Here is a 13,658-nt window from a genome sequence, read left to right on the forward strand (position 1 = left end):
CTCTGCTGAAAAAGGGCCATGGCGACATGGCCCTTTTTTGTTATCCTTGCGCCCCTCAAATTTGTCGGAGGCCAAGGTGAACCGTTTTGCTCTCGCCCGCCGGGAAGCAGCTTTCTGCCTGCTGCTGACCCTGTTCTACTTCTTTGCCTGGTATGGCACCGCCTATTTTATCCCGCTCCAGCTGGAGTTGTGGGGGCTGCCACTGTGGTTCCTGCTCAGTTGCATGGTGATGCCACTGCTGTTCATTCTGCTCTGCGCCCTGATGGTGAACCGGCTGTTTGTGGAGATCCCCCTCGATACCCACGCCCCTTCCGGCAAGGAGTCATCCCATGAATCTTGAGCTGATGCTGCCGCTCGTCATCTATCTGGTGCTGGTGCTGGGGGTCGGTTTCTGGGCCAGCCGCCATCGCGCAGAAGGCAACTTCGTGCAGGAGTACTTCATCGGCAACCGCAGCATGGGCGGGCTGGTGCTGGCGATGACGCTAGTGGCCACCTACACCTCGGCCTCCTCCTTTATCGGTGGGCCGGGCGCGGCCTACAAGATCGGTCTGGGCTGGGTGTTGCTGGCGATGATCCAGCTGCCCACCGTCTGGCTCACTCTGGGAGTGCTTGGCAAGAAGTTCGCCATCATCGCCCGCCGGGTCAATGCAGTGACCATCAACGACATGCTGTGGGCCCGCTACCAGAGCAAGGCGGTGGTGATCCTCGGCTCCGTTACTATCATCCTCGCCTTTATCGCGACCATGGTGGTGCAGTTTATCGGTGGCGCTCGCCTGCTGGAGACCGCCACCGGCCTCTCCTACCAGCAGGGCTTGATGCTGTTTGCCAGCTGCGTACTGCTCTACACCATCATCGGCGGTTTTCGCGCCGTGGTGATGACCGATGCCCTGCAGGGGATCATCATGCTGATCGGCACCGGTGCCTTGCTGGCGGGGATTCTGATTGCCGGTGACGGTCTGCCGAACCTTATCCACCAGCTCAGGGAGATCGATCCCAAGCTGGTAAGCCCGCAAGGGGCTGGCGACATGCTGACCCAGCCCTTCATGCTGAGCTTCTGGATCCTGGTCTGTGTCGGGGTGGTGGGGCTGCCCCACTCGGCGCTGCGCTGCTTTGGCTATCGCGACAGCAAGGCACTCCATCGCGGCATTCTGATCGGCACCGTGGTCAGCGCCCTGCTGATGTTCGGCATGCATCTGGCGGGCGCACTTGGCCGCGCCATCCTGCCGGGCATGGACAGCCCGGACAAGATCATGCCCTCCCTGATGATGGAAGTGCTGCCCCCCTGGCTGGCCGGGGTCTTTCTGGCGGCGCCGATGGCGGCCATCATGTCCACCATCGACTCCCAGCTGATCCAGGCTTCCGCCACTCTGGTGAAAGATCTCTACCTCAACTATCTCAATCCAAAGCAGGAGAAGCTGGAGGTGCGCATCCCCCGCCTCTCCCTGCTCTGCACCCTGATCCTCGGCACCCTGGTGCTGCTGGCGGCGTTGCAACCGCCCGAGATGATCATCTGGCTCAACCTGCTTGCCTTTGGCGGTCTGCAGGCGGTGTTCCTCTGGCCACTGGTGCTCGGCCTCTACTGGTCGCGGGCCAACGGCCCGGGCGCGCTGGCCAGCATGGTCAGCGGCATCGTCAGCTATGGGGTACTCAGTCAGTGGGGGATCAAGCTGGCTGGCCTGCACGCCATCGTGCCAAGCCTCACGCTGGCGCTGGTGGTCTTTATCACGGTCAGCCTGCTGACGGCACCGCCCTCGCGAGAAGTGCGCGAGCTTTTCGGGCAGAAATAATAAAAATATAAATTAGGGGTTCCAAAACTATCCCCAAATAGGTGTTTTCCGGTTAAACTGTGCGCCAAGTCACAGAACGTAGCCGCTGTATGCCCGTTAAAGCCACTCGACAAGTCGTTACTCAAGCCCTGCAGCGGCTCGGTTATGCCCTGCTGCTGCCCGTCTCCATCCTGCCGATGGCGGCATTGATCTACCGGCTTGGGCAACCCGACGTACTCGATTTGGCGGTGCTCTCCCTCACCGGTCAGGCGATCTTCAGCCAGATGCCGCTCATCTATGCGGTGGCGATCGCCTTTGGCCTGAGTCGGCAGGAGCTGGGCGGACAGACGCTGGCGGGTGCGGTCAACTTTCTGCTGCTCAGTACCGCCTTCAATACCCTGGCCCCCAATCTGCATGCCGACATGATCTGCGGCCTGCTGGCGGGGCTCACCACCGCCATCATCTATCCCTGGGTACACCAGCAAACACTGCCTCGCTGGCTGCAGATCGCCAAGGGGGAGTTTCCCTGCCTGCTGGTGTCGGCCCTGGCCTGCCTGCTGATCGCCATCCCCCTCTCGCTGCTGTGGCCACCGCTGGAGCGCGGGCTGACCCTGCTCACCTCCGAGCTGCTCACCACGCCGTTTGGCGCCTTCTGCTACGGCACCCTCAACCGGCTGCTGATCCCGCTCGGGCTGCATCAGGTATTGGGCAGCGTCATCGGCCTTGGTGAGAGCAACCTGCAGGCGCTGGCCACCGCCCAACCCCTTCATGAAGGGTATGTGGCCGGTCTCTACCCCATCATTATGTTCGGCCTGCCGGGCGCCTGTTTTGCCATCTGGCTTCACCGCCAGCGGATGCAGCGGCTGCCGCAGGGCGGGCTGCTGCTCACCCTAGCGCTCACCTCGGCACTGGTGGGTATCACAGAGCCCATCGAGTTTCTGTTCGCCTTTACCGCCCCCTGGCTGTTTCTCGCCCACGCCCTGCTGACCGGGCTATCGCTCGCTGTCTGTAGCGGGCTGGGGATCAAGGTGGGCAGTTACTTCTCCGCCGGTCTGCTGGATCTGGTGCTGAGCTATCAGGCTGGGGAGCACAGCTTCTGGCTCATCCCGGTCGGGATCCTGTTCTTCGTCGCCTACACCCTGCTCTTTTACCAACTGCTGGAGCGCGCCCCCCTCAGCATGCCGAGCAAGCCCATCGCAGTGGAGCATCCGTGCCTTGCCAGCGTTGCCCCCTCAGACCCGCAGATGCTGGCGATCCAGTACCTCAAGGTGCTGGGCGGGATGGACAATCTGGTGGCGATGAGTGTCTGTATCACCCGCCTCAGCCTGCGGGTGCGCGATATTTCACTGGTGGATGAATCTCGCCTGCTGGGCCTCGGCTGCCTCTCCTGGATCCAGCTCAACGAGCACCAGCTGGTGCTGGTGCTGGGCCCCAGCGCCAGCCTGATTGAAGGGCAGATCCGCATGCTGGCGGAGCGCCAGTCGGTCCCCCTTGGCCTCAAGCCCAATCAGGAGTCGGCCAGCCAGAGCAGCTGGTAACTCAGGCGAACGGCAACCGCTCGGCCACGAAATCCATCAGGGTGCGCAGGGCGGGGGCCAGATGCTCCCGACTCGGATAGATTAGGTAGAACGGGTTGGCCGGAATGGGCTGATCCGGCAACACCTTCTGCAGCCGCCCCGCCGCCAAATCCCCTTCACAGACATGGTGGGGCAACAGGGCAATCCCCCCGTCATGAAGCGCCATCTCCCGCAGCGCCAGCAAGCTGTTGCTGACACAGGCCCCCTGCGGCCGCCAGCCACCCTCCTGCAATGGCCACACCGGCATGGCCGAGTGCACCAGACAGGCATAACGGCCCAGCTCGCTCAGCTGTTGCGGCATGCCGTGGGCCGCCAGATAGGCGGGCGCTGCCACCAGATGACGCGCCACCTGACCGATACGCCGACAGATGAGGCTGGAGTCTTTCAGCGGCGCCGCCCGCAGCGCCAAATCATAACCTTCCCCCACCAGATCGAGCTGTTCATCGCTCAGGGTCAGTTCCAGCACCACCTCGGGATAGAGGGCGCGAAACTCGGCGAGGATCCGGCCAAGCAATAGAGTACCGGTCGCCTCGGGGGCAGTGATCCGCACCCGCCCCGCCGGGGCCGAGCGCAGCCGTGCCATCGCCAGATTGGCGCTGCGGGCCAATGCCAATAGCCCCTGACAGTGCTCCACATAGAGCTCCCCCTGCGGGGTCAGGCTCAACCTGCGGGTGGTGCGCTGCAACAGCCGCACCCCGAGCTGGGATTCGAGCCGCGAGATCTTCTGGCTCACCGATGACTTGGGCATACCGAGCAGCTCGGCGGCTCGGGTAAAGCTTCCCTGCTCCACCACGGTGGCAAACAGCCCCATCAACTCCAGATCGACATTGTTCATATATTCAAACAGTCTTTACCGATTACCCATCTTAATCTTGATAATCAACCAGACTAGAGTGAGTGGCAATCCCGAACACAGCGATTTGAAAGGAAATACCATGAAAGCCATTGCCCTGACTCACTATCTGCCAAGCGACCACCCCGACTGCTTTATCGCCGCCAACCTGCCAGAACCGGTTCCGGGTCCGCGGGATCTGCTGGTGCGGGTCACCGCCACCTCCGTCAATCCGGTAGATACCAAGGTGCGCTCCCCCAAGGCCAAAATTGAAAGCTCGCCCAGGGTACTGGGCTGGGATGCGGTGGGGGAAGTGATCGCCACCGGCAGCGAAGTGACCCTGTTCAAGGCGGGCGACCGGGTCTGGTATGCCGGCGACATCAGCCGCCCCGGCAGCAACAGCGCCCTGCAACTGGTGGATGAGCGTATCGCCGCGATCGCCCCCACCAGCGTGAGCGATGTGGAGGCCGCCGCCCTGCCGCTCACCGCCATCACCGCCTGGGAGACCCTGTTCGAGCGCTTCGTCCTCACCCGCGAAAGCCGTGGCAAACTGCTGATCATCGGCGGCGCCGGTGGCGTGGGCTCCATCGCCATCCAGCTGGCCCGCCAGCTCACCGGCATGGAGGTGATTGCTACCGCCTCCCGCCCCGAGAGCCGCGAGTGGTGCCTCGAAATGGGCGCCCATCAGGTCGTGAACCACCACAAGTTGCAGGAGGAGCTGACCGCCCTTGGCATCACTCAGGTCGATGCCATCTTCTGCACCAACGCCACCGCCGAGCACTGGGCCACCATGGCCGGGCTGATCCGCCCGTTTGGCCATATCTGCACCATCGCCGAATCGAGCGAGCCGTGGGATCTCTCCCTGCTCAAGAGCAAGAGTGTCACCTTCAGCCAGGAGTTCATGTTCACCCGCTCCCTGTTCCAGACGCCGGACATGATCGAGCAGCACCGCCTGCTCGGCCGGGTGGCGGCACTGGTCGATGAAGGGGTATTGCAGACCACCCTGACCAGAACCATCCCGTCACTGACCCCGGTCACGCTGGCTCAGGCCCATGCCGAGGTCGAGGCAGGCCGCATGGTAGGCAAGCTGGTGATCGACATGAGCGGCTTTGCCAACTAAGCCCTCCAACGCACCATGATGGGATAAGTTCACCAAGGAGATGCCCCAAACGGGCACAACCAGCGGCACTCATGACTGCCTGTGGCAGGCCAACGTCCGACAATCAGCCAAAAAAGAGGCCATTTCGCGAGAAATGGCCTGAATACCTGAACATTGGGGTAACAATCACACACATATCCTTATGCAGGACATATTAGTCTTTGCATCTGGCGTGCCAACAGCAGCATGAATGCGCCAAAAGGGCGTCAGCCCGTCCTTGAGCAAGGTGCCGACCTTGCTCTTTTTTTATCTGGCAGCCTGTTTACCAGGCAAACAAGTGCAGATAAAAAAATGCCACCCGAGGGTGGCAGTGAAAGATGACGGAACTTGAGCAAAGCGTTCAGCGAAAACCGGTCGTCTTCGCCTGCATAGAGCAATACAGGAACCGTGCCAATCCGGCAAAAGCCCCCGTATCCCTCCACGTCATGGGCAAACCACGACAGCACTGCCCCATGATGGTAGAATCTCGCGGTTTCACATTTATGAAGAGTCGACGCCATGCCCTGGATACAAATTCGAATCAACGCCACTGCCAAGACCGCAGACAAGGTGAGCAACATGCTGCTGGGGCGTGGAGCCCAGGCTGTGACCTTTATGGATGCCAAGGATGTGCCCGTCTACGAACCCATGCCCGGTGAAACCCCGCTCTGGGGCGAGACCGAAGTGATGGGTCTGTTCGATGCCGAAACCGACCCGGCTCCCACCATCGCCTTCTTCCAGCAGATCTTCGGCGAAAACGTCGGCTACAAGGTCGAGCAGCTGGAGGACAAGGACTGGGTGCGCGAATGGATGGATCACTTCCACCCGATGCAGTTTGGCGAGCGCCTCTGGATCTGCCCGAGCTGGCGCGATGTGCCGAACCCCGATGCAGTCAACGTCATGCTGGATCCGGGCCTGGCCTTCGGTACCGGTACCCACCCCACCACAGCCCTCTGCCTGCAGTGGCTGGACGGGCTGGATCTGACCGGTAAAACCGTGGTCGACTTTGGTTGCGGCTCCGGCATTCTCGGCATCGCCGCCCTGAAACTGGGTGCCGCCCGCGTCATCGGTATCGACATCGACCCGCAAGCCATTCAGGCCAGCCGCGACAACGCCGCGCGCAACGGCGTCGCCGACCAGATTGAGCTCTATCTGCCAGCCGACCAACCGCAAGATGTCGAAGCGGACGTGGTGGTCGCCAACATCCTGGCCGGCCCGCTGCGCGAACTGGCTCCACTTATCGCCGGTCACGGCAAAGCGGGCAGCCTGATGGCCCTCTCCGGCGTGCTGGAAAGCCAGGCCCCGGAGCTGGAAACCATCTACGGTCAGTGGTTCGAGATGGACCCGACCGCCGTCAAGGAGGAGTGGTGCCGCCTCTCCGGCCGCAAGCACGGCTAACTGCGGGCAACATAGACGCCAATCTCGTACCATCAGGGCTCCCGTTCGGGGGCCCTGATTGTTTTGGCCTGTCAGGCTCTTCCCGGTCCGTGGACATGGGCTTGATCGCCCTCCCTTCTGATTGTGTTCGTTTGAAAACAACAGACACCTTTTATTCCGGTAAGATAGCGGTCCGAGCCAACGCAACCGAGAAGGATTTCTTATGCGGATTGCCATTCTGGATGACTATCAGGATCAGGTGCGCCACCTCCCCTGCTTTGCCCTGCTGGCGGGTCATGACGTCACCATCCTCAACCAGAGCGAACCCGATACAACGCGCCTTGCCGCCCTGCTGGAAGGAATGGAAGCACTGGTGCTGACCCGCGAGCGTACCCGCATCGACGAACAGCTGCTGATACAGCTTCCCACCCTTAAACTCATCAGCCAGACCGGCAAAGTCAGCCAGCATATCGACCCGGCACTATGCCAGCAGTACGGCGTTGCCGTGGCAGAAGGGATCGGCAGCCCTATTGCTCCCGCCGAGCTCTGCTGGGCGCTCATCATGGCAGCCTCCCGCCATATACCTGCTTACAGCCAGGCGTTAAGCCAAGGCCAATGGCAGCAATCTGGTGACCTCGGTTTGGGACGCACGCTGCATGGGCTGACGCTCGGTATCTGGGGCTACGGCAAGATAGGCCAGCGGATCGCCCGCTATGGCAAGGCATTTGGCATGTCGGTACTGATATGGGGCAGTGAGGCTTCGCGCAGGCAGGCCGAGCTGGATGGCTATGCCCGCGCCTCCAGCAAGGAGGCTCTCTTCAGTCAAGCCGATATCCTCACGCTGCATTTGCGCCTGAGCGAGGCAACCCGCGGCTGTGTTACCCGCGCAGACCTTACCCGAATGAAGAGAAACTCCTTGCTGGTCAATACCAGCCGGGCCGAGCTTATCGAGCCGGGCGCCCTCTATGCTGAGCTATGCAACCATCCAGGAAAACGGGCCGCGATCGATGTGTTTGACATCGAACCGGCAACGCCACAAAACGAGCCCCTGCTGCGCCTGCCCAACGTATTGGCGACACCTCATCTCGGCTATGTGGAGCAAAACAGCTACGAACTCTACTTTCGCGTGGCGTTCGAGAATGTGCTGGCCTTTGCCGAAGGCAGACCTGCCAACCTGGTTCTGCCCATATCGGGTGGATGATCACGTTACTTCTGCCGTATTGGCGCCAATATCCAAATCACTGGCAGATAAAGGAAAGCAACCTTCATGAGCGAATACCAGAAGATGATCAGCAGCCAACCTTACAACTGCATGGCCCCCGAGTTGGCGCAGCTGCGGTTGGAGGCGGCACGGCGCTACCGCCGTTTCAATCAGGCGGAAGATGAGGCTGCGCAGCGGGCACTACTGGCGGAGCTGATTGGCGAACTGGCAGAGAACGCCTTTATCTGTCCGCCCCTCTACTGTACCTATGGCCGCCACATCCAGCTTGGCAAGGACTCCTACATCAATATGGGGGCTACCCTGCTGGACAATGCCCCCATTCGCATCGGCGCCCATGTGATGATTGGGCCAAACGTGCAGATTTATACCGCAACCCATGCGCTGGAGGCCGACGAACGGATTCAGGGCACAGAGACGGCGCTGCCGGTCACCATTGAAGACAAGGTCTGGATTGGGGGCGGCGCCATCTTGCTGCCCGGCGTAACCATAGGGCGGGAAGCGATCGTCGGCGCGGGTGCCGTAGTCACCAAAGATGTACCGGCCGGAGCCCGGGTAGTCGGCAACCCGGCCCGGATCCTGCCAGCCAAAAGCAGGGCATAAGGTAGCCAACCGGGCTGTATGATGATGCAACCATTAGCTCACAGTAACCCCGACACCCCCTAAAAAAATAAAGCCCAATGTCACGAAGACGTTGGGCTGTTAAAAGGTGCTACGGAATTGCGACTCTCATCGCAGAAAAATTAGAAGGAGTGCCCTTCTAAACTGGCAAGGAGATATTAGCGAATGCGCAAACGTTTTACATAGTGAAATACCACAGGATTGCGAGGTACATCGCACTATTTAAATAATTACCTGCTATGGCGCGCGAAGCCTCTTTGAGCCATTTATTTTCCCCAATTTCTCTGGTTACTATTCACGGTTAAACAGAAAAGCCCCGATTTCTCGAGGCTTTGCTTCTCTCAACCGCAACGTGGCCGAAAAGTCAGAAACGGCGGACAAACTCATCGAGCGGCAGCTCGCGCAGTTTACGCGCTTCCAGCATTGGGGTGCCGAGGTAGAGGAAACCCACCAGCTGATCCTCTGCCGCCAGTCCCAATCCCTTGTTGATCTGCTCATCGAAGATAAACCAGCCGGAGCGCCAGATACCGTTGAAGCCCTGCGCCTGCGCCGCCATCTGCATCGCCATCAGGGCACAACCGGCTGAGAGTTCCTGCTCCAGTTTCGGCACCTTGGAGTGATCCTGATAACGGGTTGCCACGGCGACGACCAAGGGCGCCCGCAGTGGCGCTTCGCTGCACTTCTTGATGCTCTCTTCATCTTCACCACGGGCACGAGCCGCCTCGGCCAGCAGCTTGCCCAGCCGCTCACGCCCCTCCCCTTCAAACAGAATGAACTGCCAGGGAGTCAGGGTGCCGTGATCCGGCGCGCGCAGGCCCGCCTTGAGGATATTGTCGAGCACCTCACCGCTCGGGGCGGGATCTGCGAGACGGCCACAAGAGTGGCGATTGAGCAACAGGGTGAGGGCATCCATGGGCAATTCCTTCTCTGGGGCAATGATGGCGCTACCTTAGCACAGCACCGAACGAAGAAAACCCCTGAGGCTCAGGGGTTTATCTCATTCATGATGGCGGGGAGAGATTAGATGACCGCCGCCAGTTCGGCGCCCTGTCTGATCGCCCGCTTGGCATCCAGCTCGGCAGCCACGTCGGCACCGCCGATGATGTGCACCGGCTTGCCTGCCGCCTGCAACCCGGCCTGCAGTTCTTTAAGGGGCTCCTGCCCGGCGCAGACGATCACCTGATCCACCGGTAGACACTGCTTGGTCTCGCCCACCTGAATGTGCAAGCCCTCGTCATCGATCCCCAGATATTGCACGCCGGAGAACATCTGCACCTTGCGGTTCTTGAGCACGGTACGGTGGATCCAGCCGGTGGTCTTGCCAAGTCCGTCACCCACCTTGCTCTCCTTGCGCTGGAGCAGCCAGATCTGGCGCTCGGGGGCGTCGATTTCAGGAGCCGTGAGGCCACCGCGCTCGCCAAGCTGTTTGTCGATGCCCCACTCCTTGAGCCAGTGATCACGGTGCCCATCGGCATCCATCTCCACTTTCTTCTCTACCAGATACTCAGCTACATCGAAGCCGATGCCGCCGGCACCGATCACCGCCACCTTCTGGCCGACCGGTTTGTGATCCCGCAATACATCGAGATAACTCATCACCTTGGGATGTTCGATGCCCGGAATATTGGGGGTGCGCGGACGAATACCGGTTGCGAGGATCACCTCGTCAAAACCGCCGCCGAGCAGGCTCTCGGCACTCTGGCGCTGGCCGAGATAGAGCTCGACGCCGCACTTCTCCAGCCGTTTGGCAAAATAACGCAGAGTCTCGTGAAACTCCTCCTTGCCCGGGATCTGCTTGGCGAAGTTGAACTGGCCGCCGATTTCGCTGGCTTGATCGAACAGGCTCACCTGATGACCGCGCTCGGCAGCGTAGCAGGCAAACGCCAGCCCGGCCGGCCCCGCCCCCACCACCGCCAGCTTCTTGGGCTGTGGCACGCGGCCAAACGTCAATTCGGTTTCGAAACAGGCACGGGGATTGACCAGACAGGAGGCCCGCTTCTGCTTGAATACGTGATCGAGACAAGCCTGATTGCAGGCGATGCAGGTGTTGATCTCGTCCGCCCTGTCCTCGGCGGCCTTGATGACAAATTCGGGATCCGCCAGGAAGGGGCGCGCCATGGAGACCATATCCGCCTCACCCCCCGCCAGAATCCGCTCGGCCACCTCAGGGGTGTTAATCCGGTTGGTGGTGATAAGCGGCACCTTGAGATGCTTTTTCAGCTCGGCGGTCACCCAGCTGAAGGCGCCGCGCGGCACGCTGGTGGCGATGGTGGGAATACGCGCTTCGTGCCAACCGATGCCGGTGTTGATCAGGGTCACCCCCACCGCTTCCAGCGCTTTGCCGAGCGCAATCACCTCTTCCAGGGTCGAGCCCTGCTCCACCAGATCCAGCATGGAGAGGCGGAAGATAATGATGAAGTCGGTGCCGATCCGCTCGCGGATGGCGCGGACAATCTCCACCGGGAAGCGCATCCGGTTTTCGCTGCTGCCACCCCAGCCGTCCGTGCGTTTGTTGGTGCGCTCGCAGATGAACTGGTTGATGAGATAGCCTTCCGAGCCCATCACCTCGACGCCGTCATAACCGGCCGCCTTGGCCAGCGCAGCTGTAGCCGCGAAGTCGCGAATGGTGCCGCGGATCTGCCGCTCGCTCATGGCGCGCGGTTTGAACGGGGAGATGGGGGCCTTGAGGGCGCTCGGCGCCAGACTGAAGGGATGATAGGCGTAACGACCGGCATGGAGGATCTGCAGCGCTATCTTGCCCCCCTCCTGATGCACGGCGCTGGTCACCTTCTTGTGCTTGCTCACCTGCCAGGGGAAGCTCAGCTGGGAACCGTGAGGCACCAACCGACCGCGCAGGTTGGGGGCAATGCCGCCGGTGACGATAAGGCCAACACCACCACGGGCGCGCTCGGCATAAAAGGCAGCCAGCTTGTCAAAACCGCCCTTCTCCTCTTCGAGGCCGGTATGCATGGAGCCCATCAACACGCGGTTGCGCAGCTGGGTAAAACCAAGGTCGAGCGGGGTCAGCAGGGTCGGATAGCGGCTCACAATGCCTCCAGTTAATTTTTTGTTATCAAACTGAGGCTAGAGTAAAGAATCGAAAATTCTTTTTCAAACAAATGTTTGGACAATTTTTCAGCGAACAGCCGTGCCCTGAACGAAGATAGACGGGATCCGCCAGTCGGAAATGGCAATTTCGCCCGCAACTGGTTAATAATGGCTCTTCTCTACCCATTAACAGGGCGATAACGCGACTATGTCTATTTTCAAAGGTCTGGGTTGGTTGTTCCGCAGCCTGTGGCGCCTGCTCAATTTCACCCGGCTGATGCTGGTCAATCTGCTGTTTCTCATCGTAGTGCTGGTCATCGTCTTCAGCGTCAGCCAGAAAGAGGCTCCCAAGGCGCCCATCGAAGGGGCGCTGACCCTCAATCTCAACGGCGTGCTGGTGGAGCAACGCTCCCAGACAGATCCCACCGTACAACTGCTGCGCCAGATGGACAGCAGCGACGAACAGCCGAGCGAGATCGTCCTCTCCGACCTGCTGTGGGCCATCAAGAGTGCCAAGGATGACGAGCGCATCAAGGCGCTGGTGATCAAGCCGCAAGGGCTGCAGGGAGCCAACTTCACCAAACTGCAGGAGGTGGCGAGTGCCATCGACTCCTTCCGGGAGAGCGGCAAACCGGTGATCGCCATGGCCGACTTCTACACTCAGGGGCAATACCTGCTGGCGGCCCACGCCGATCACGTGCTGCTCAACCAGAGCGGCGCCGTGGTGATCGAGGGGCTTGGGGTTTACCAGACCTACTTCAAGTCGGCACTGGAGAAGCTCAACATCACCCCGCATGTATTCAAGGTCGGCACCTACAAGTCCTTCGTCGAGCCCTATACCCGCGACGAGATGTCCCCCGAGAGCAAAGAAGCGAACCAGCGCTGGCTGGATCAGCTGTGGCAATCCTATGTGGCTGACGTAGCCGAGCAGCGGGAGATCGAACCCGATGCGGTCGCGCCGGGCAAGGATCGCTTCCTCGAGCTGCTGCGCAAGGCCGGTGGCAATGCCGCCAACTACGCCCTCGATAACGGGCTGGTGGATCAGCTGGCGACACGCGACGAGATGACCCAGGCGGTCATTAAAGAGGTGGGTGAAGCGGACGACCACGGCTGGAAAGGGGTCGGCCTGAAAGAGTATCTGGCTGCCATTCCGGAACAATATCCCCAGAGCGGCAAGGATGAGGTGGGTCTGGTGGTCGCCAGCGGCGCCATCATGGATGGCGTGCAGCCTGCCGGCACCATCGGCGGTGATAGCCTCTCCGACCTGCTGGCCGATGCCCGTCGCGATGACAAGGTTAAAGCCGTGGTCCTGCGGGTCGACAGCCCCGGCGGCAGCGCCTTCGCCGCCGAGCAGATCCGCGCCGAGCTGCTGGCCCTGAAACAGGCTGGCAAGCCGGTAGTGGTCTCCATGGGCAGCTATGCCGCCTCCGGTGGCTACTGGATCTCCGCCGATGCGGACAAGATCTTCGCCTCCCCCACTACTCTCACCGGTTCCATCGGGGTATTCGGCATGTTCGCCACCATCGACAAGGCGTTGGCCCAGTTCGGGGTGCATACCGACGGGGTTGGCACCACAGATTATGTTGGCGTAGGCCCGACCCGCGCCCTGCCGGATCACGTCGGTCAGGCTATCCAGCTGAGCGTGGAAGATACCTACCAGCGCTTCATCGGTCTGGTCAGCAAGGGTCGTGGTCTGAGCCCGGAAGAGGCAGAGAAAGCGGCCGAAGGTCGGGTCTGGACCGGCGAAGATGCCAAGGCCCTGGGTCTGGTGGACGAGTTCGGCAATCTGGATGACGCCATCAAGGCCGCCGCCGAACTAGCCAACCTCAAAGAGTGGCAGGTGACCCCCATCGAGCAGGAGGAGTCCACCAAGGACAAGTTCCTGCGCCAGCTGTTTGACAGCAGTGCCCAAGTGCTGGCCCCCCAGTTGCAAAGCTGGCTGCCGGCTGGATTTGGCAAGGCATTGGTGGAAGTGAACCGCAGTCTCGACCCGCTCACCCGCTTCAACGATCCGCAAGGCACCTACGCCTTCTGCCCGGTCTGCGTGCAGTAAGCAAGCGGTGACTCCCCCCATAAAAAA

At 61.0% G+C, this 13,658-nt stretch carries 11 protein-coding genes; 8 read left to right on the forward strand and 3 right to left on the reverse strand.

Features of this window, described 5'->3' with window-relative positions:
• Positions 1-76: 76 nt before the first annotated feature.
• From A9G06_RS20550 to A9G06_RS20560, 3 genes are all read left to right on the forward strand, one after another.
• Positions 77-340, forward strand: coding sequence for a YhdT family protein (locus A9G06_RS20550; protein WP_069556466.1), 264 nt, complete (start codon positions 77-79; stop codon positions 338-340).
• On the forward strand, positions 330-1,787 hold the full coding sequence (gene panF / locus A9G06_RS20555) for a sodium/pantothenate symporter (RefSeq protein ID WP_064338676.1): 1,458 nt from the start codon (positions 330-332) through the stop codon (positions 1,785-1,787). The genes A9G06_RS20550 and panF overlap by 11 nt, the downstream gene beginning before the upstream one ends.
• 89 nt (positions 1,788-1,876) lie before the next feature.
• On the forward strand, positions 1,877-3,304 hold the full coding sequence (locus A9G06_RS20560; protein WP_069556467.1) for a PTS transporter subunit EIIC: 1,428 nt from the start codon (positions 1,877-1,879) through the stop codon (positions 3,302-3,304).
• Position 3,305: 1 nt separating this feature from the next.
• Here the strand turns inward: A9G06_RS20560 and A9G06_RS20565 are convergent, their stop codons facing one another.
• Entirely contained in the window at positions 3,306-4,178 is an 873-nt protein-coding gene (locus A9G06_RS20565; RefSeq protein WP_005358412.1) for a LysR family transcriptional regulator, read from the reverse strand.
• A 100-nt stretch (positions 4,179-4,278) separates the two neighbouring features.
• Between A9G06_RS20565 and A9G06_RS20570 the strand changes: the two genes are divergently transcribed.
• From A9G06_RS20570 to A9G06_RS20585, 4 genes are all read left to right on the forward strand, one after another.
• A complete protein-coding gene (locus A9G06_RS20570) occupies positions 4,279-5,295 on the forward strand; it encodes a zinc-binding alcohol dehydrogenase family protein (RefSeq protein ID WP_069556468.1) in 1,017 nt (338 codons plus the stop codon).
• Positions 5,296-5,832: 537 nt separating this feature from the next.
• Complete coding sequence (gene prmA, locus A9G06_RS20575; RefSeq protein ID WP_005338919.1) at positions 5,833-6,711, forward strand: 50S ribosomal protein L11 methyltransferase; 879 nt, start codon at positions 5,833-5,835, stop codon at positions 6,709-6,711.
• A 202-nt stretch (positions 6,712-6,913) separates the two neighbouring features.
• On the forward strand, positions 6,914-7,891 hold the full coding sequence (locus tag A9G06_RS20580; RefSeq protein ID WP_069556469.1) for a D-2-hydroxyacid dehydrogenase family protein: 978 nt from the start codon (positions 6,914-6,916) through the stop codon (positions 7,889-7,891).
• Between the two features lie 66 nt (positions 7,892-7,957).
• Positions 7,958-8,512: a sugar O-acetyltransferase gene (locus tag A9G06_RS20585; RefSeq protein ID WP_069556470.1), complete on the forward strand. Its 555-nt coding sequence runs from the start codon at positions 7,958-7,960 to the stop codon at positions 8,510-8,512.
• A 382-nt stretch (positions 8,513-8,894) separates the two neighbouring features.
• Here the strand turns inward: A9G06_RS20585 and A9G06_RS20590 are convergent, their stop codons facing one another.
• Both A9G06_RS20590 and A9G06_RS20595 read right to left on the reverse strand, forming a co-directional pair.
• Entirely contained in the window at positions 8,895-9,443 is a 549-nt protein-coding gene (locus A9G06_RS20590; protein ID WP_069556471.1) for an NAD(P)H nitroreductase, read from the reverse strand.
• Positions 9,444-9,550: 107 nt separating this feature from the next.
• On the reverse strand, positions 9,551-11,578 hold the full coding sequence (locus A9G06_RS20595; protein WP_069556472.1) for an NADPH-dependent 2,4-dienoyl-CoA reductase: 2,028 nt from the start codon (positions 11,576-11,578) through the stop codon (positions 9,551-9,553).
• A gap of 208 nt (positions 11,579-11,786) precedes the next feature.
• On the opposite strand from A9G06_RS20595, the gene sppA reads away from it, so the two are divergent.
• Positions 11,787-13,631: a signal peptide peptidase SppA gene (sppA, locus tag A9G06_RS20600; protein ID WP_069526535.1), complete on the forward strand. Its 1,845-nt coding sequence runs from the start codon at positions 11,787-11,789 to the stop codon at positions 13,629-13,631.
• Positions 13,632-13,658: the final 27 nt, after the last annotated feature.

The organism is Aeromonas sp. DNP9 (assembly GCF_001728955.1).
Lineage (GTDB): Bacteria > Pseudomonadota > Gammaproteobacteria > Enterobacterales > Aeromonadaceae > Aeromonas > Aeromonas veronii.

Coding starts and splice junctions, on each gene's coding strand:
- A9G06_RS20580 (WP_069556469.1), top strand. CDS start 6,914: ATGCGGATTGCCATTCTGGATGACTATCAGGATCAGGTGCGCCACCTC.
- A9G06_RS20585 (WP_069556470.1), top strand. CDS start 7,958: ATGAGCGAATACCAGAAGATGATCAGCAGCCAACCTTACAACTGCATG.
- A9G06_RS20565 (WP_005358412.1), bottom strand. CDS start 4,178: ATGAACAATGTCGATCTGGAGTTGATGGGGCTGTTTGCCACCGTGGTG.
- sppA (WP_069526535.1), top strand. CDS start 11,787: ATGTCTATTTTCAAAGGTCTGGGTTGGTTGTTCCGCAGCCTGTGGCGC.
- prmA (WP_005338919.1), top strand. CDS start 5,833: ATGCCCTGGATACAAATTCGAATCAACGCCACTGCCAAGACCGCAGAC.
- A9G06_RS20560 (WP_069556467.1), top strand. CDS start 1,877: ATGCCCGTTAAAGCCACTCGACAAGTCGTTACTCAAGCCCTGCAGCGG.
- panF (WP_064338676.1), top strand. CDS start 330: ATGAATCTTGAGCTGATGCTGCCGCTCGTCATCTATCTGGTGCTGGTG.
- A9G06_RS20590 (WP_069556471.1), bottom strand. CDS start 9,443: ATGGATGCCCTCACCCTGTTGCTCAATCGCCACTCTTGTGGCCGTCTC.
- A9G06_RS20570 (WP_069556468.1), top strand. CDS start 4,279: ATGAAAGCCATTGCCCTGACTCACTATCTGCCAAGCGACCACCCCGAC.